Source organism: Archangium lipolyticum (assembly GCF_024623785.1).
In the GTDB taxonomy this organism is placed as follows: domain Bacteria; phylum Myxococcota; class Myxococcia; order Myxococcales; family Myxococcaceae; genus Archangium; species Archangium lipolyticum.
In genome coordinates this window covers 18,360-35,775 of the sequence record NZ_JANKBZ010000029.1, presented here as the reverse complement: position 1 = coordinate 35,775, position 17,416 = coordinate 18,360, and the positions used below count along the sequence as shown (strand labels likewise).

17 protein-coding genes are annotated in these 17,416 nt (G+C 68.9%); 8 read left to right on the top strand and 9 right to left on the bottom strand.

Translation table 11 applies throughout. From position 1 onward, the window contains the following. Positions 1–159 precede the first annotated feature (159 nt). Positions 160–1,731 carry an aromatic amino acid hydroxylase gene (locus NR810_RS39980; RefSeq protein ID WP_257460334.1) on the bottom strand — a complete coding sequence of 524 codons (1,572 nt, stop codon included), beginning with the start codon at positions 1,729–1,731 and terminating at the stop codon, positions 160–162. 70 nt (positions 1,732–1,801) lie between these two features. Beyond that, positions 1,802–2,740: a LysR family transcriptional regulator gene (locus NR810_RS39975; protein WP_257460333.1), complete on the bottom strand. Its 939-nt coding sequence runs from the start codon at positions 2,738–2,740 to the stop codon at positions 1,802–1,804. A 95-nt stretch (positions 2,741–2,835) separates the two neighbouring features. On the opposite strand from NR810_RS39975, the gene NR810_RS39970 reads away from it, so the two are divergent. Next, entirely contained in the window at positions 2,836–3,420 is a 585-nt protein-coding gene (locus tag NR810_RS39970) for a Uma2 family endonuclease (RefSeq protein WP_257460331.1), read from the top strand. A gap of 68 nt (positions 3,421–3,488) precedes the next feature. Here the strand turns inward: NR810_RS39970 and NR810_RS39965 are convergent, their stop codons facing one another. Both NR810_RS39965 and NR810_RS39960 read right to left on the bottom strand, forming a co-directional pair. Further along, a complete protein-coding gene (locus tag NR810_RS39965; RefSeq protein WP_257460329.1) occupies positions 3,489–4,313 on the bottom strand; it encodes a hypothetical protein in 825 nt (274 codons plus the stop codon). Then, positions 4,304–5,344, bottom strand: coding sequence for an AAA family ATPase (locus NR810_RS39960; RefSeq protein WP_257460328.1), 1,041 nt, complete (start codon positions 5,342–5,344; stop codon positions 4,304–4,306). Before NR810_RS39960 ends, NR810_RS39965 begins: the two co-directional genes overlap by 10 nt. A 215-nt stretch (positions 5,345–5,559) precedes the next feature. On the opposite strand from NR810_RS39960, the gene NR810_RS39955 reads away from it, so the two are divergent. Further along, the gene (locus NR810_RS39955) at positions 5,560–6,777 is read left to right on the top strand and encodes a hypothetical protein (protein ID WP_257460326.1); all 1,218 of its coding nucleotides are present in this window, start codon (positions 5,560–5,562) and stop codon (positions 6,775–6,777) included. Positions 6,778–6,822: 45 nt separating this feature from the next. Further along, complete coding sequence (recF, locus tag NR810_RS39950; protein ID WP_257460324.1) at positions 6,823–7,974, top strand: DNA replication/repair protein RecF; 1,152 nt, start codon at positions 6,823–6,825, stop codon at positions 7,972–7,974. Here the strand turns inward: recF and NR810_RS39945 are convergent, their stop codons facing one another. Together NR810_RS39945 and NR810_RS39940 are read right to left on the bottom strand one after the other, a co-directional pair. Beyond that, a complete protein-coding gene (locus tag NR810_RS39945; RefSeq protein ID WP_257460322.1) occupies positions 7,975–8,697 on the bottom strand; it encodes a hypothetical protein in 723 nt (240 codons plus the stop codon). A gap of 3 nt (positions 8,698–8,700) precedes the next feature. Continuing rightward, positions 8,701–10,269 (bottom strand): AAA family ATPase, encoded by a 1,569-nt coding sequence (locus NR810_RS39940; RefSeq protein ID WP_257460320.1) that lies wholly within the window; start codon positions 10,267–10,269, stop codon positions 8,701–8,703. Positions 10,270–10,380: 111 nt separating this feature from the next. Between NR810_RS39940 and NR810_RS39935 the strand changes: the two genes are divergently transcribed. After that, positions 10,381–10,968, top strand: a complete 588-nt coding sequence (locus NR810_RS39935) for a DUF402 domain-containing protein (RefSeq protein ID WP_257460318.1) — start codon at positions 10,381–10,383, stop codon at positions 10,966–10,968. Here NR810_RS39935 and NR810_RS39930 read toward each other — a convergent pair. After that, on the bottom strand, positions 10,952–11,254 hold the full coding sequence (locus NR810_RS39930) for a YiaA/YiaB family inner membrane protein (protein WP_257460317.1): 303 nt from the start codon (positions 11,252–11,254) through the stop codon (positions 10,952–10,954). The two genes, NR810_RS39935 and NR810_RS39930, sit on opposite strands and share 17 nt — an antisense overlap. Positions 11,255–11,373: 119 nt before the next feature. On the opposite strand from NR810_RS39930, the gene NR810_RS39925 reads away from it, so the two are divergent. Further along, positions 11,374–12,264, top strand: coding sequence for a LysR family transcriptional regulator (locus NR810_RS39925; RefSeq protein WP_257460315.1), 891 nt, complete (start codon positions 11,374–11,376; stop codon positions 12,262–12,264). Positions 12,265–12,365: 101 nt separating this feature from the next. Beyond that, positions 12,366–12,887 carry an Mpo1 family 2-hydroxy fatty acid dioxygenase gene (locus NR810_RS39920; protein ID WP_257460314.1) on the top strand — a complete coding sequence of 174 codons (522 nt, stop codon included), beginning with the start codon at positions 12,366–12,368 and terminating at the stop codon, positions 12,885–12,887. Between the two features lie 131 nt (positions 12,888–13,018). Here the strand turns inward: NR810_RS39920 and NR810_RS39915 are convergent, their stop codons facing one another. Next, complete coding sequence (locus NR810_RS39915) at positions 13,019–13,234, bottom strand: mersacidin/lichenicidin family type 2 lantibiotic (protein ID WP_257460312.1); 216 nt, start codon at positions 13,232–13,234, stop codon at positions 13,019–13,021. Positions 13,235–13,621: 387 nt separating this feature from the next. Between NR810_RS39915 and NR810_RS39910 the strand changes: the two genes are divergently transcribed. Further along, positions 13,622–13,981, top strand: a complete 360-nt coding sequence (locus NR810_RS39910; RefSeq protein WP_257460311.1) for a hypothetical protein — start codon at positions 13,622–13,624, stop codon at positions 13,979–13,981. A gap of 18 nt (positions 13,982–13,999) precedes the next feature. Here the strand turns inward: NR810_RS39910 and NR810_RS39905 are convergent, their stop codons facing one another. Then, positions 14,000–14,893 carry a hypothetical protein gene (locus NR810_RS39905; RefSeq protein WP_257460310.1) on the bottom strand — a complete coding sequence of 298 codons (894 nt, stop codon included), beginning with the start codon at positions 14,891–14,893 and terminating at the stop codon, positions 14,000–14,002. Positions 14,894–14,962: 69 nt separating this feature from the next. Here NR810_RS39905 and NR810_RS39900 point away from each other — a divergent pair, with 69 nt between their 5' ends. Beyond that, positions 14,963–17,377 carry a carboxypeptidase-like regulatory domain-containing protein gene (locus NR810_RS39900; protein ID WP_257460309.1) on the top strand — a complete coding sequence of 805 codons (2,415 nt, stop codon included), beginning with the start codon at positions 14,963–14,965 and terminating at the stop codon, positions 17,375–17,377. Positions 17,378–17,416: the final 39 nt, after the last annotated feature.

The following is a 17,416-nucleotide window of genomic DNA, read 5'->3' as shown; positions in this document are numbered from 1 at the left end:
TCCCCATCATGTCGCGGTGTGCGTCGAATCGCAAATGTGACGCATGGATGACACAGCGACGCGAGTCGTCGCACGCGGTGGGGGACGGGAATGTAAAAGGGCCTGACTCCCCGGAGGGAATCAGGCCCTTGCTGCCTCCCAGGGAGGCTGTTTCTGTCGCTAGGCGCGAGCCTTCTTCAGCTCCTCAAGCTCCACCTTGAGGAGCCAGTCATCCTGGAAGTCGGTGGCGGCGCGGGCGATCTGCTCCAGGCGCTCGGGCTTCACGGACTTCGACTCGCGCATGGTGCGCACCTCGCGGTAGAGCGCCGCGAGCGACGGGTGCAGGGCCATGGCCTTCTTGGCGCGGGCCTTGGCCTCGCCCTCTCCCTCGGCGAAGGCGTTGAGCTCGCCGAACCAGCGGTCCCACGCGCCCGGATCCGCCGGGCCACCGGCCACCGAGGGCAGTCCCTGGCTGAGGAAGAGCTGCGCCACGCTGGGCATCTCCACCACGCGTCCGTCCAGCTCGCCCCGGAGGTTGAGCACCTCGCCCCCGCCCACGGCGAAGCCCTGGAGCTTCAGGCCGCTCGCCAGCTCCAGCTTGAAGTTCCCCTTGTCCGGCAGCTGCCCGGCGCCGAACGCCACCAGCGCGAGCCCCGGCCACGGCTTGCCCTCGGCCTTGCCCGCGCGAGACACCATCACCGGGCCTTCCAGGCGCACCAGGGCGGAGGAGAGGCCCTCGGCCACGGGACGGGCACCCGGGAGCGCCTCCACCACACGGGCGGTGATCTCCCGGCCATCGGACAGCACCAGGTGGTTCACCGTGCGCGCGTTGATGGCCTCCTTCAGGCCGTAGTCGCCACCGCGCTTCCAGGCCAGCGTGGCCTCGAAGTCGGCCAGCACCTCGAAGAGGTGCTCGAAGTCCCGCGCCACGAAGAGCTGCGGCTGCATCCGGGTGATGTCGTACTCGGTGTCCGCGCACTGGATGCTCAGCGGCACCTTCTTCACCGCGTCGGTGAGGCAGTGCTTCGCCTCGCCGATGCTGGACAGCAGGCCGGCGCCGTAGATGCGCGGGCGCTCCAGGCTCCCGACGAGCCCGTACTCGGCCGTCCACCAATAGAGGCGCGAGGCGCGGGTGCTCTCGCTGACGTAGCGGCGGCTCTGGTTGGCGGCCTCCAGGCGCGCCTGGGCGTGTTCGATCTCCTCCTGCGTGGCGGTGGGGTCCTCCTTCACCACGCTGAGGTTGCGGATGGCCTGGAACACGGCCTCGTCCTCCACGGTGGCGATGGCCTTGAAGCCCACCAGCCCGCAGCGCTTGAGGTACTCGGCATAGCGCGCGTTGGCGATGATGGGCGCGTGGCCGGCGCTCTCGTGCACGATGTCCGGGGCCGGGGTGTACTGGATGTGCTCGTGGGTGCGGATGTCCGCCGCGATGGCCAGCACGCCCAGGGCCTGCAGCTCGGTGAACACCGCGGGTGGGATGAAGCCGCGCACGCCCACCGCCGCCCAGCCCAGCTTCGCCAGCTTCTCGTTCATTTCATCCAGGCTGGGGATGCGCTCCACGCCGATGCCGGTGGCCTCCAGGCCCTCCAGGTAGACGGGGTGCGCCTTGTCGCGCAGGTGGCTGCGCAGCTGGCAGAGGATGTGGCGCCACACCGCCTGGTCCCTCGGCGTGTAGGCCTCGTAATCCTGGCCCACCACGTAGCGGCGCAGGTGGGCGGGCAGACGAGCAAGGGTCCGTTCCGTGGGCGTCATGTCAGCTTCTCCGTTCCATCAAATTGTAGTGACGGAGAGCGGTGACGGAAATCCGTTAAAAAACGACGTCTTATTCGGTTTTCCGACGACGGCCCGGTGTCAGTCTTTGACGCAAGCCGTCGAGGACGAGCCGGGCTGCCTCGGAGCGGGGACCGCCCGAGGGGCGGAGGGCGACCACTTCGATGAACTGGGGAGCCTCCTCGCGCAGGGGCCAGACGGAGAGGTCCTCGGGGAAGGAGCGCAGGGGCCGCAGGTCGGGGGCGATGGCGCAGGCGCGGAAGGCGCGCAGCAGGTCGAAGAGGTGGAGGAAGCTCTCTCCACGGGCGACCTCGCGCACGGTGACGCCGTGGGCGGCGAAGCGGGCGCTGTTGGCGCCGCCGTAGGGATCATCCCGGAGCCAGTCCACGAACGCCTGGCCCTCCAGGTCTCGCACGTGGAGGGAGCGGCGCGCTGCCGGGTGGAGGGCCAGGTCGCTCTGGGGACCGGCGAGCACCACGAAGGGCAGGCGCAGGAGGGACTCGGCCTCGAGGCCCCGGTGGGGAGGCAGGGGGGTGAAGTCCAGGGCGAGGTCGAGCTGGTGCGTCTGCACGAGGCGCACCAGCTCGAAGGGGCCGCCGAAGCGGACCTCGGGCTTGATGTTGGCGCGCGAGGCGTCCTCGGCGATGCCGGCGAGGAGGAAGTTGGAGAGCGTGGTGTTGAGGCCGAGGCGCAGGCTGGGCTCGGCGCTGGCGAGGTCGCGCAGGCGCTTGAGGTCGAGCTGGTGGAGGGGCGTCTGGGTGCCCTCGTAGAGCTTCTCGCCGCGGGCGGTGAGGTGGAGGCGGCGGCCGGGGCCGCGCTCGAGGAGGGGCTGACCATCGGCGAGGGCGTCCTCGAGCGCGCGGAGGTGCTCGCTGATGACGGAGCGGGCCACGCCGAGGTGCTCGGCGGCGCCTTCGAGACTGCCGGACTCGACGGCGGCGGCGAAGGACTCGAGCCAGACGAGGTGTCGCGGGAGCTTGCGCGGGGGCATCGGGCGCATCCTTACACCCGGCGGGCGCGCGTGCCCGTTTGGGAGTGCCTGGTTGTCCACTTGACTTGATTCGTAGGGGGGGCCAGATTGACTTCATGAGTTACGGTGCCCAACCACTACATCGTCCTGCCACCATGGCCGATCTGGAAGCCCTACCCGAGACAGTCAGGGCGGAGATCATCGAGGGGACCCTCTATGTGCATCCCTTGCTTTCGCCGTGGCATTCGCATGTCGCGGGCGGACTGTTCTATGCCCTGTTCGAGGCTTTCGAGCGCGGCTCCCATGGACGAGCTGAGTGGTGGCTCTTGCGCGCGCCGGGTGTTCAGGCGGGAGGCTCGCCGGAGTTCGTTCCGGACCTTGCCGGTTGGCGCCGGGAAAGGTTTCCCAAGTTGCCCTCGGAACGGTTTACCGAGGCTCCTGACTGGATCTGTGAAGTCCTCTCGCAGGGCACTCGCTCCTACGACCAGTGCATCAAACGGCCGTTTTACGCACGGATCGGGGTTCGCCACCTGTGGTTCGTTGACCCGGATGCCCGGATGCTCACAGTGAGCGAACTTATTGGAGGTCGCTGGGTGGAATTGGGCGCCTACCGAGAGGACGATGTCGTCCGGGCGGCCCCCTTCGAGGTCATCGAGTTGAGGCTTGGCGACATCTGTCGGTTTGATGCCTGGACTCCTTGAGCCTTGCTGTGTGCAAGGCCACCACGCACCTGTGCCTGGACATGCGGTTCCAGGTGAAGCGCATCAGTTCATGCGCTCAACTGGTCGAGCAGCGCCCGCCACTCGGGGAAGATCGCTACAGCAGCCGCTGGATTGTTCCGGACCCAATCACGCAGTCGCCGTCGGAAGACCACGGGATTGTTTTCAGGTCTCCTGGAGATTGCTGGCTCAAGAGCCGCCAGCAGGTCCTTGCCCGAGTGCCAGACGAGCACGTCTTCGATGCTCGTCTGGGCCGCCAATCGTCGTGAGCGCTCGGCAAGGGATGCGGCGATGGTCATACTGGCCAGTGCTGGCTCGACCTTTTGACGAAACGCCTCGATATGGTCTCGTGCCCAGTTGAAGCAGGCCGCCTCACCGCAGTCCGACGGAAGCTTGATTTCGTTCTGGAGGGTGTCTGGCCGGGTTGGTAATTCCGCAGTGGGAGGCATGCTGCGGCGTGCGATACCGACTGCCCAGCGTGCGGCGGTATACGACTGGAGATGCTTCGCTGCCTTCATCAATTCGGCTGAATAGGATGCCTCGTCCCATCCGGTCGCCAGGGAGACGAGGCGTGGCTCGAGCAGATAACTCTCCAACTCGTGGCGGCACCAGCGCCAGCCGAGGACATTGCCCGAACTGTCGGCGATGCGGTCCACGGTGGGATGCCCCAGGTTCGCCGGAGGGTCGAAATCGAAGTCCCGGTCACGCAGGTAACAGGCCCGCACGTTCTTCTTGCGCTCATCTCGCGCCTTGGGAGGGAGCGAGCCCTTGGGGCCGCCTTTCGTGACGGCCACGCGGAGAGGTGGTGTGACCAGGAGCGCCGTGAGCACCTCCGCGTCCAGGTCACCCTCGACGAAAAGGAGCGCTACAGGCACGGCTGGCCTCCGGGAAGCCGGACCTCGTTCTCGGACGGGGTCACCGTTTCCAGATAAGGCGAGTGGCTCGTTACGATGAACTGGCAGTCGGGTCCGATGCGCTGAAGCGAGGAGATGAGTACCTGCTGCTGCGGGGGGTGCAGGTGCAGTTCCAGTTCGTCGATCAGCACGACAGATCGCGCGATACCCAAACGCACGAACTCGAAGAGCAGAGGGAAGATGGCCTGCTCTCCCGAGGACATCTCGGTCAGGTCGTAGACGCGACCGTCACGCTCGATGAGGAAGTAGGAGTCCGCGGCGCTCGGCGCCTGTCCCACCTCACGAGGCTCCACGCCGACGAAGCGCGTTCCCGGGAAGATCTCCGCGAACCGCGTCTCGAGCCGCAGGAGGTAATCGGAGGCCTCCGTCTTGCGAGGGGAGGTATGAAAGCCCCACCAGCCGACGAGGTACTCACGCAATTTCCCGTAGCCGATTGTCCTCAAGTTGCGGTGTTGGTCGAACCAGTAGGTACTGCCCAACCTGGGTAGATAGGACGAGCGGATGTGCGCCTGGGTCTGGCTCAGTGCGGAAATGAAGAATCGGCCAAGGAACTGGCTCAGCGCGCCTAGTCCTTGGGGCGAGGACAGCCCACCACCGGCATAGACGAGCCTCACCTGAGCATGGTGGGCGGGTGGCGGGAGAGGTGCATGTTCGCCAGGGCTGCCGGCCTGGAGCCATTGCTGGAAGAGTTCTTGCGTCGCAACCAGTTCATCGGGCTCGAAACGCACGTCCAGCTCGACTCGTGTAGGCCCGCGGCTCGACACCCGTTCGGGCAGAAATCCAGTCCACCCGAACCTGGAGGGCTCCAGCGTCTGCCGCGTCGCCAGAGACATCGCCAGTGCAACCGCCTGGAGCACGGTCGTCTTACCCGAGCCGTTGTCGCCGAGCAGCATCGTCAGCGGGCGTGGCCGGTCGGTTCCCTCTTCCAGGAAGGGGATGTCGAGTTGGGCGATGCCCTTGAAATTTTGGATGTGGAGGTGGGTGAGTTGCATCGGCCGCGTGTTCCTGAGCCTGCTGCTATCACGCATCAGGACTGTAGGCGACCCTACTCACGACACGAAACCTCAATGTTCGCGAGAGCATGGCGTCAGGAGTGAACATCCTGCCTCCTGGTTTCCCCATGGGGTTTGGCGGGGCGTTGGCTTGGTGAGAGTTGAGCCACTGGGGGCCTGCCACCCCGCCCGTGCATCCTTATAGTGGGCCTACAGTGGCCACACATCCGGACATCCTGCGTGCGCGGCTCGAAGACCGCGCGGATCTGCTCGAAGCCACACGTTTGCGCTACCGCGCCCTGGAGAAGCTGCTCCGGGCCTTCTTCTGGAAGGACCGGGTACGGGCCAACCTCGAACTGCTGCGCGAGGTGGCACTGGCCCAGCCGGAGGTGGATGCCACGCTGGAGGCGGTGTCCCGGCGCGCGGAGGCGGAGGGCTGGCCGAGCGGCTCGGCGCCCATGGCGTTGCTGACCGAGGTGCTGCGGCTGCGCGAGGCCGTCGCGTGGGCGGTGGACCGGCGGCTCATCGCGAAGAAGAAGCCGGAGCTCCTCGGGGAGGCCCTGCTGCAGCTGGAGGAGGAGGTGCTGGACGCGGGGCCGCTGCTGGGGCGGCGCCTCTGGGCCCAGGCGGTGGAGATGTTGCCGCGCAACCTCCCGGAGCTGCGGGCCGTCTGCACGGCGGCCGAGGTCTTCGAGCGCGTCTTCAAGCGTCCCGCCCCAACGAGCGGGCTGCCCTTCGACGCGGCGGAGGCGGACGAGCTCCGCCGGGCGCTGCCCCTGGCCGACAAGGCCCTGGAGACGCTCTGGAGCCGGCTGGACCGCTTCGACGCCACGGGCCGGGTGAGAGCCTTCCTGGCGAAGCGGGCGAGGCTCGCGCCGGTGCACCCTCCGCGCAGCGGGCCGGAGCTGCTGCTGCACGCGGCCTTCTGGCACGACCTGGCGCGCTCCCGGGTGAAGGCCCTGCTGGAGTCCCGCCTGGCACCGGTGGAGCCTCGCGAGGAGGAGTGGCCGGAGCTGCTGGGCTGGCTGGCGGCCCGGGAGTCCTCGGCGGAGGCGCGGCTGGCGGCCTCGGAGGTGCTGGGAGAGGGCCGGGCGGGGTTGCTGGAAGTCGCGGCGGAGCTGGCCTCGCTGTCCCATGCGCGTCCGGTGGGGCCGTGGAACGAGGAGTCCGCGTGGGTGCGGCTGTGGACGGCGGCACAGCGTGGGAGGACCGAGACGGGCCCGGACATGGAGCGGCTGCGGGAATCGCTGCGCCTCTTCATCCGGCTGCGGGGCCAGGGGCAGACGCCGGCGAGGCTCTTCTCTCCGGAGCGGGAGCCGCTCGCCCGGCTGCCCCCGGGAAGCGTGGGGGATGCGGCGGAGGATCTGCCGGGGCTGGTACAGAAGGCCCGGGAGGCGGCCAGCCAGCCTCGGACGGGGAGGATGTCAGGGTAGGGGATTAACCTGGACGCTGGTGACCCCGGATGGGAGAAAGCTCCCGTGCGCCTGTTGGCACTTCACGTCCAGGATTTCCGCAACCTTGGCCAGGTCTCCCTGGCGCCGAGCCCGCACGCGACCATCGCGGTGGGGCAGAACGGCCAGGGGAAGACGAACCTGCTGGAGGCGCTCTACTTCCTCGCGACGCTGAAGCCGCTGCGGGCCGGGCGCCTGTCGGAGCTGGTGCGGTGGGGGACGCAGGGAGCCCGGGTGACGGGCCGCTTCCTGCTCAAGGGAGCGGAGCGCGAAATCTCCGTCGAGGTGTCCGGTGGCGTGCGGCAGGCCTTCGTGGATGGGAAGAAGGCGTCGAGCCTGGAGGACTACTTCGGGGGCGTGTCGGTGGTGGCCTTCACGCCGGACGACCTGGAGGTGGTGAAGGGCGGGCCGGACGCGCGGAGGGCCTTCCTGGACCGGGCGGTGTTCAACCGCTTCCCGGCGTTCCTGCGCGAGAGCCGCGAGTATGGGCGGGCGCTGAAGAACCGCAACCGGCTGCTGCGCGAGGGCCCGGTGGACCCGGCGTACCTGGAGGCCTACGACGAGACGCTCGCGAAGGCGGGAGCGCGGGTGTACGCGCGGCGGCGGGCGCTGATGGCGGAGCTGGCGCCGAGGGCGCAGGCGACGTTCGCCTCCATCGGGCGGACGCCGGAGCCGGCGGTCTACGGCTACCACCCGGCGCACCTGGGGGACGTGGACTTCGCGGCGGCGGACGAGGCCGCGCTGGCGGTGGCGCTGAAGGAGGCGCTGGCGGCGCGTTACCGGAGGGACACCGAGCGGCGCTTCACCTCGGTGGGGCCGCACGCGGACGACGTGACGGTGACGCTGGGCGGGCGGAGCGCGCGGGCGTACGCGAGCCAGGGACAGCAGCGGGCGCTGGTGCTGGGGTGGAAGATCGCGGAGATCGAGAACCTCGAGGCGGCGATGGGCTTCCTGCCCCTGCTGATGCTGGACGACGTGTCGAGCGAGCTGGACCCGGAGCGCAACGCGTACCTGATGAACTACCTGTCGGCGAGTGGCGCGCAGGTGTTCCTCACGACGACGGACGCGGGCCTGGTGCGCGCGGCCGCGGCACAGGACACGCAGTGGCTGGCCGTGCGCACCGGAGAGGTGTCGAGCGTGCCGCCGGCGCGGGAGCTGCCCGCGGACGAGCCCTCGTAATCAGTGCCAGCGGCCCCCGCGCCCGGCCGTCCAGAGCCAGGTGGGAACGAAGCTCAGGGCGACGAACACCCCCAGGTACAGCCCGAGGTGCTGAAGCGGCGCGTTGCCGAATCGCACGAGCAGCACGGGCAGGCCGAGGGCCCAGGCGAGGGCGCTCCAGCGCGCGAGCGGGTGGGGGATGAGCCGCAGCAGCCCCACGCCGAGGCACGGCTCGAAGAAGGGCTGGAGCCTGCTGATGAACGAGCGGTCCTTCTCGAGGGCCCGCGCGAGCTGCTCCTGGTAGCGCTGGTGCTCCGCGAGCCGCTCGGCCTCGTCCCGCTGATGGCTCTTCTGGCGCACCTCCATCCGTGCGCGGGTCTCGGCGTCGAACTGCTCCTGGGCGCGCCAGCGCTGCTCGTTGTCCGCGAGCTGCTCGGGAGACTGGAGGTCCGCGCCACACGTGGTGCACGCCTGGGTGAAGCGGCCGTTCTCGGTCTGGCACTGGATGCAGCGGGGAAAGCGCTGCTCCGCCCGGGGCTCGACATCGAGCGCCAGGGGCGTCTGTCCGTGCAGCTTGAAGCGCTCGACGTGGGCCTCGGGCACGGCCACCGTGGAAGGCGCCTCGCCAGGTCCCACCACGGACTCGAAGCGGTTGCCGTCCTGCAGCCGCACCTGGCCCCCGGGGGGCGTCTTCTCGCCGCGCGAGCGCTCGAGGTGGAGGAAGCGGGAGAACTTGGACGACATGGGCTACTCCTTCCGCGAGCCGTGGACCGGCGGCGAGGCGGGCCGGGTGCGCCCGCGGGCCCACTCGCGCAGCCGGAGGATGTCGTCGCGCATGGTGACGGCGAGCGGGAACGTCTCCTGGATGGCGCGCGTGAGGTGGGCCTGCCCCAACTCCACGTTCTCGCCGAAGGCCTCGTAGAGCGCGGCGATGACGACCTGCTCTATCTCCGCGCCGCTGAAGTCCGAGGCCATGTCGGCCAGCGCGTGCAGGTCGTACGCGGCCGGATCCCTCTTCCTCCGTTGCAGGTGGATGCGGAAGATGTCGCGGCGCTCGGCGGCCTCGGGCAGGTCGATGAAGAAGATCTCGTCGAAGCGTCCCTTGCGCAGCAGCTCGGGGGGAAGTCCCTCGATGCGGTTGGCGGTGGCCACGACGAACACGGGGGCCGTCTTCTCCTGGAGCCAGGTGAGCAGGGTGCCGAAGACGCGCGCGGTGACGCCGCCGTCGGCCGTGCCCGAGGAGGCCACGCCGGACAGGCCCTTCTCGATTTCATCCACCCACAGCACCACGGGGGCGATGCTCTCGGCGACGCGGATGGCCTTGCGGAGGTTCTCCTCGGAGGAGCCCACCAGGCCGCTGAAGATGCGGCCCATGTCGAGCCGCAGCAGGGGCAGGTTCCAGTGCGCGGCGATGGCCTTGGCGGTGAGGCTCTTGCCGCAGCCCTGCACACCGAGCAGCAGCAGCCCGCGCGGCTCGGGCAGGCCGAACTGGCGCGCGCGCTCGCCGAAGGCGGCGGTGCGCCGGGTGAGCCACGCCTTGAGGTTCTGCAGGCCGCCCACGTTCCCCAGGTCCTGCTCGGGCGGGTAGTACTCGAGCAGCCCGCTCTTGCGGATGACCTGGCGCTTCTCGTCCTGGACACGGCGGATGTCGGAGGCGCTCAGCCTGCCGTCATGGGCGATGGCCTTGGCGAAGGCGTTCTCCGCCTCCGACAGGGTGAGGCCCTGGGCGGCCTTGATGAGCTGCTCGGCGTCCTCGCGCGACAGCTCGATGGTGGCCTTGTTGCCCCGGCGCACCACGGCGACGATCTCCTTGAGCAGGTTGAGCAGCTCCTGGAAGCCGGGCAGCGGGACGTCGAGGACGGACACCTCCTTCTCCAGCTCGGTGGGGATGGTGAGCGTGGGGGAGAGGATGATGACGGTGGTGAAGGTGCTCTTGAGGAAGTGGGCGAGCTCGCGCAGGGCGCGCACCACGGACTTCTCCTCGAGGTAGGGGTGGAAGTCCTTGAGGACGACGAGGGAGGGCTCGGAGAGCTTCTCGATGGCGGCGAGCGCCGCCATGGGGTTGCGGGTGTCCTCGGGGAAGGCGGGGCCGCGGGAGCCGCCCGCCTGGCGCAGGCCGCGGGTGGTGGACCAGGTGAGGAGCACCTTGCCATGGGCGCGGGCCATGTCCGCGAGGAGGGTGTCCACGCGGTGCTCCTCCCACGACACCAGGTAGAGGAGCGGGTAGCGGGCGCGGATGAGGATGTCGAGCTCCTCCAGCCAGGGGGCGGAGGTGGCCGGGGACCCGGGGCGGGGGAGCGCGGGACTGGACGTCATGCCCAAGGATATACCAGGGAGGGCGAGCAGGGGGACACAGGGCGGGCCGGGATGCTCGCCCGGTAACCCTCACCGGAAGTCCGGACGGGCCGCCGGGTGTTGAATCCTGTCATGCCATTGTATCGAAAGGGACAACCCATCACCGTGCACCACGGCAAGCCGTGGAAGCCGGGCAAGCCCATCCAGATGAGGGGGCACGTCGCGGCCTGTGACGGAGAGCTGGTGCGGATGACGCGCCGGTTCCAGAGCCCGGGGCGGCCGTATGACGGGCTGTATGCCACGCAGCGGCGGGGGGACCACGGCACCATCGAGCTGCCACTCGGCGCCTGGGTGGCCCGGCGGCGCTACCTGCGCCAGTCGGGGTCGCTCATTGGCGAGCTGTACAACATCCAGACGCCCATCGAGTTCCATCCGCGCGAGGTGCGCTACGTGGACCTGGAGATCGACGTGGCGTACCTGCCGCACCGCGCGGAGCGGGTGCAGGTGCAGGACGTGGCGGAGATGGAGGCGGCGGTGGCCCGGGGGTACATCCCCGGCGAGGTGGCGGAGGTGGCGCGCGAGGTGGCCGAGGAGCTCGCCCGGCGTCTGGAGTGGTGGGATGGGGAGTCGGCGCTGGAGTGGGACGTGCGTCCCGAGCCCGCGCGGCTGACCCTGGCCGTGGAGGACTTCCTCCACCGAGCACTCACTTCAGGCTGCTGATGGGGTCGACCTCGGCGAGCAGCTTGGTGACGCGGGCCTCGTCGATGCGGGCGGTGAGGCGCTCCTGCTCGTGCTGGTCGCGCACCGTCTTGGAGAGGCTGAAGGTGGAGCCGATGCTGAAGAGCAGCCCCATGCCCAGGAAGGCCTTCTGCCAGCCGTCGACGGGCAGGTGGTAGATGCCGAGCGCCGTCACGCCGACGGCCAGGGCGAAGGAGAGCCAGGATTGGAGGACCCAGGCGCCACTGTGGGTGGCCTGCACTGCGGCGGTGTTGGGCTGGCGGGACATGGAAGGCCTCTTTCGGTTCGGAGTCGCTTCGGTGGAAGCGCGTTGACGAGACACACGATGCACCCGTTTCTCGTAAACCGCATGGAACTAATGGCTCGGCGTTCGATAACGTGGAGTGAATGATTCAGCTTCAACGTCTCGAGGGCTTCTACTGGGTCGCGCGCACCGAGGGGTATGCCCGGGCGGCGCGCGCGTTTCCGTACCCCATCACCCAGCCGGGCGTGCACCAGCAGGTGAAGCGGTTGGAGTCCGAGCTGGGCGTGCGCCTCTTCGAGCGGGTGGGGAAGGACCGCGTGGTGCTCACGCCGCAGGGCCGCGCGCTCTACGACTACGTGGCGCCGTTCTACGAGGGCCTGCCCGGGCTGGAGCGCGCGCTGCGCTCGGGCGAGGTGGGAGGGCGGCTGCGCATCCACGCCTCGGGACATACGCTGCTCCACCTGCTGCCACCGTGGCTGCGGCGGTTGCAGGGCCAGCGGTCGGACATCGAGGTGGCCCTCTTCGAGGCGAAGGTGCCGGCGGTGTCGCTCGTGCGCTCGGGCGAGGCGGATCTGCTGGTGGACCACCTGCCCGAGGTGCCTCCGGATCTGGACGCCCGGCTGGTGGGTAGGACGCGCGCCTTCCTCTGCATCCCATCCAACCACCGGCTGGCTCGCAGCAAGGGCGCGGTGAGCCCCGAGCAGCTCAAGGACGAGCCCTTCATCACCTACAGCTCGGATCCGCAGCTGCGCGAGTTGCAGCTCGCGGCGCTCGCGCACTTCGGCGTGGTGCCACCGAGGATGTACGCGGCGGACTCGTCGGAGACCATCCTGGGCTTCGTGGCGGCGGGGCTCGGGTATTCGCTGCTGGCCTCGCTGCTGCCGCGAGGGCCGCGGGTGCCCGGCGTGGTGGCCTGGCCTCTCACGGAGCCGGCTCGCGAGTTCCCCATCTATGCCGCGTGGCGCAAGGGCAAGCAGCGAGATCCTCTCATCGATGCACTGTTGGAGCTCGCTCCGAAGCCGTCAGGTTCATGACGCCTTCGTTGGCGCCGGTGATGGCGGCTCTGTATGGAACCTGTCAGAGTCACCACTGGCGCCAGGAAAGTCCGGCACCCGACATGCCCAGGGGAACATGTATGAAAACGCTCGTTGATCACCTCGCGCAGTACGCGGCCTATCATCGTGACCGTCGCAACATCGCCACGCACTTCATCGGCATCCCGATGATCGCGGTGGCCGTCGCCACCCTGCTGTCCCGGACCGGCATCGAGGTGCTCGGGCTGTGGGTGTCACCCGCCCTCGTGGTCAGCCTCGGCGCGGTGCTCTTCTACCTGCGGCTGGATTCGCGTTTCGGGCTGACCATGGCCGTGCTCATGGCGTTGAACCTGTGGGCGGGACAGGTGCTCGCCGCGCAGGGGTCCACCACGTGGCTGAGCGCTGGCATTGGCCTGTTCGTGGTCGGCTGGGTGTTCCAGTTCGTGGGTCATTACTTCGAGGGGCGCAAGCCGGCCTTCGTGGACGATCTGGTTGGATTGATCGTGGGGCCCTTGTTCGTCGTCGCCGAGGTGGCGTTCATGCTGGGGTTGCGCTCCGAGGTGCGCCAGGTCGTGGAAGCGCGGTCCGGCCCCACCTACATCCGGAGCAAGGCAGTCGCCTGAGCCAGCCGGGCACCGCCGCGAGGAATCGCGCCCACGGCCGTCATGTTGGCCGTGGGCGCTGTCGATTCGAACGAGGTGTGGCTTCTCCTGGGTCATCTGGCTTCGAATGGTGTGAGGATTCTCGGCGCGGCTCACATCATGATGATGCTGCAGGTCGCGCCGCCCCCGATACAGCCCGTGGTCCCCCTGGGCAGGAGCCCACCGGTGGCGAGGCCCAGCTCGGCCTCATCGAGCTCGGTCATGGGCGTGCCCGAGGGAACGTCGGGGAGGGCCGCGCGCTGCTCGGCGGAGAGGCTGGCGCGGTACAGCGGATCCTTCCAGGCCCTGACAATCATTTCCTTCTTCATGGGGTTCCTTCGAGTGGCACCTGCACCAGTCCATTCTGGTGAGGGCATCGGGTTGGAGGGCGCATGAAGGAGTTGTGAGGTGAGCGGCTTCGCGCGAGCCGGCGAAGCAGGCCGCAAGGTCAGCGGCCAGCGAGCCTCGCTCCTTCATGGGGTTCGTCACGGATGGGCTGGAGGCAACCTGATGGGATGCACCGTGGAGCTGGATTCCGCCCTCCGCGAGGCGACAAAAGGCGAGGAGACGCGGGTCTGGAGTTTCGAGGAGGGACACTGCGGCCATCTCTTGCAGGTGCAACGGTCCCAGTGAGTGCCAGGCGCATGTCAGGCCCCGGTGTTAGTGGGGTCCATGTCATGACGCAGTGCTCCGCGTCCCTGTCCTGGAGGAAGTTCGTGAAGAAGATGTCGATGCTGCTCGCCGTGCTCTCCCTCGCCCCGGCTTCAGCCCTCGCCGCCGACTACAAGTGCAATGGCAACCGCGTGGAGAAGAGCGGCAGCACCCAATACACCGTGCGCACCTCGGGCCCGGACATCACCATCGAGAAGGGGGGCGGCACCCGCGGCAAGGCCGTCAAGCGCGGCAGCGGCTATGCCGTCGAGGTGGGCGGCAGCACCCAGGCCACCATCGAGAACGGGAAGATCCTCAAGGGTGGCGCCTCCTGGTCCACCGTGAGCGATGCCCAGCGCGTCTACGATTGCCCGGACATCGTGGCCGCCACGCTGTGGGTGCTCGACCAGAAGGGCCAGCTGTAATCCCGGGACGGCTCCGCCTCACTTCGACACGATGGTCGTCGTGTCATCGGGCAACAGCAGCCAGGTGACGAGCGCACCCGCGGCGGCCACTCCCGCCGTCCCCAGGAGGATGTTGGCCGCGAGCGCGTTGCCCTGGGCCGAGGATCGCCGCGCGGTGGCCTCGTCCGCGTAGAAGCTCTGGCGTGCCGCCGTCAGCTGGCTTCGCGAGCTCAGCCCGAAGTACGTCCCCAAACCGCCCGCCACCACGCCCGCTCCCGCCAGTGCCAGCGACACCTTGGGCACGCGGAGCTGCCGGCCCTCCACGCCCGGGGTCAGGGCCGGAGAGGGGGGCTCGGGCACCAGCGCGGCGCTCTTCGCGGGCTCCTGCTCCGGACGGTCCGTGTGGGGCGTGGGCGGTGCGGCGTCCACTCGAGGCTCGGCGGGGGGAGTGGCCGGCTCGGAACCCTCCGGGGTGGAGTCTTCCATCTGTCCCTCCAGCCGTGAGAGCTCCTTGCGCACGCGCGTGCGGAGGGTCTCGAACTCCTGCTCCACTTTCGGCGACACCCGCAGGGGCAGCTTCGCGTCCGGGTCCAGCAGCAGGGCCGTCTTGAAGCTGGCCAGGGCCTCGTTCATGCGCCCCAGGTCCGCCTGGATGGCGCCCTCGTAGAGCGACACCAGCACATCCTCCTTCACGGAGTCGACCAGGCGGCGGGCCCGGCCGAGCTGCGCCAGGGCGCGCTCGTACTCGAGGCTCTCGTACAGGCGCACGGCCGCCATGATGTAGCGCTTGAAGTCCTTCTCCGAGCGCGTGCCACTCTTCTTCACCGGGCGCTCCGCTGTCTTCTTCGCCGCCTGCGCGGGCGATGTCGGGACCACGCCCAGGGCCAGACCCAGGAGGAGCACCAGGGACTTGCGGCGGAAGATCGCGTGCATGGCACCGGATATTACCCCCAGCATGCTAAAGTCGTCTGTCTACCTCTTCGAAGAATCCGGAGAATCCACATGCGACCCGTCTGGTTGGGGGCGTGTCTCGCCGCGCTGGTGATGGCCTGCTCGGGACAGGGCACGGCCGTACAGGTCACCGGCAAGGTTGTGCTCGAAGGTGAAACGGATCATTCCGGAGTGCTCGTCACCCTCGCCGGGCGTTCGGTGCTCACGGACAAGGAGGGCTCCTGGCGGGTGGAGCTGCTGAGCGGTGGCGCCTACGTGGTCCAGGTGTCCGCCAGCGGCACGCTGGAGGGGACGCAGGCGGTGGCGGTGGAGGTGCCGGACGAGGGCTCCGCTTCCGTGCCGGAAGTGAAGCTCACCCCCGTGGGCGAGGTGGAGGGACAGGCGACGCTGGGCGTCGCCACGGGCAATGCTGGCATCACGGTGATGGCGCCGGGGAGCTCGGCCGTGGCCGTCACGGATGACTCGGGACACTACGTGCTGCGCGGGGTGCCGACGGGCAGCCGCACGCTGGAGGCCGTGGCGCCAGGCCATGCCCGAAGCTCCATCCCGGTGCAGGTGCGCCGGGCGGCCCGGGCGAATGCCGCGCCGGTGGTGCTCTCCCGCGCGCGGTCCGTCCAGCCGCTCTCGGCCACGTTGTTGGGCGCGAGCGGTCATGCCGGCCTCGTGGCGACGCTCCTGGGCACGGAGCTGACCGCCACCACGGCGGCCGATGGCTCCTTCTCCTTCAACGGCGTGCCCGACGGCGTCTACTCGCTGTCCCTGCGCGGTGGCTCCTACGAGGAGCTCGTCCCGAGCGTGGTGTTCCTGCAGGGGACGGCCTATCTCTCCCAGGGCGTGGGCCTGGTGCCGATGCCGCCCCTGAAGCTGGTCCCGGCGAAGCGGCTCGCCAGCGCCACGCAGGTGGGACTGCCGCAGAATTGGGAGGGCATGGCGTCGCAGCCGCTCATCCAGCGCACGATGGATGGGGGCCGCTTCCTCTTCCTCTCCGACACCGCCTATCAGCTCATCATGGACAGGGGCAGCATCATGGGTCTGTCTTTCGATGGCACCCTGCGGACGGTCTCCTCCACGGGGGACTCCTCGTTCGTCCTGGGTTCCTCGGTGACATCCTTCGTGCCCACGTCCGATGGCGCACACGTCCTCTTCACGCGCGACGACGGCACGCTTCTGTCCGGCGATCTCGCCACGGGGGAGAGCCGTCCCCTGGCGGCTGGACTGTTCCATCCCAGCCGCTACCTGTACGGCGGCGATCCCCTCACTCAGTATGGAGCCAGCCCCGATGGCTCCAAGGTGGTGTACCTGAAGGACAACGTGCTGTTCGTCGTGGGCGCCGAGGGGGGGACCAGCACCGCGCTGGGTCCCGCAACCTCCAGTGCCTATTACAGTGGCCGCTCGGAACCCGCCGTGTTCTCGGCGGATGGCAACCGCCTCTTCTACTACGCGTCGGGTGCGGGCCTGTCCCTGGCGGACTTGAGGACCGGGGGCTCGCAGGCCATCACCGCCTCCCTGTCGTCATTCCGGGTGACTCCCGACCGCTCCATCGCCGTCACGCTCGCCTCCAACAACCTGTCCGTGTCCCGGCTCACCGCCGCCGGAGTCTCGACCAATGCCGTGGACACCTCCGTCTCCGAGTTCATGATGTCCCCGGATGGTGCCCGCGTCGTCTACAGGACGACCACCTCGTTGGCCCGATTGCTCACGCTGCCCTCGACGGTCCCGACCGCGCTCAGCACCACCAACTATGATCTGCTGCAGTTCTCCCCGGATGGCCGGCAGTTCCTGCTACTGGACCGGGATAGCACGGCGGCCACCTACATCCTGTACAACGTCGATTTGACGACCCCGTCGACCGGCAAGTGGTCGCTGTGGAGCGGTTCGAGTCTTCCCTCCTCGTTCCAGTACTCGACCAACGGGGCCTGGGTCGTCTTCTCCGTGGGGTCCTCCTACTATGCCGTGGGGGCGAAGGGGACGGGGCTGCGCTCGCTGCTCACCACCAGCGGCGCCGTCTACAAGACCGCCATTGCCCCGACCAATGATCGCATCTTCCTTCTCGCCGATGTCACGGCCGCCTCCCGGAGTCTGCAATCCGTGCCATTCGGTACGGGCCCGGCGGTGAACCTGGCCAGCGGAGTGAGCGACTTCGGTGTGTCGTGGGACGGCAGCCGGGTCGTCTACCTCAACGGCCAGGGCTCGCTGCGCGCGGTGGCTCCCGTGGGTGGAACCGACACGCTCCTCTCCGAGGGCGTGCGCTCCTTCTCGCTCTCTCCAGACAGTGCGTGGGTCCTCTATACGGATGTGAGGGAGGTGGCGCGGGCGATGAATCTCGGCACCGGGGAAGTGCGAGTCCTGTCGGACCGGGCGTCGCGCGTCTTCTGGTCGAGCCCCGGGCAGGTGGCGCTCGTGCGCGCGGACTCGCCCGCTCCCCTGGCCTTCCAGGACGGCCTGTATCTGATCAACGTCCCCTGAGGGCCGCCTCTGGGGCGGCTTCAACTCGTACCGGCCCGT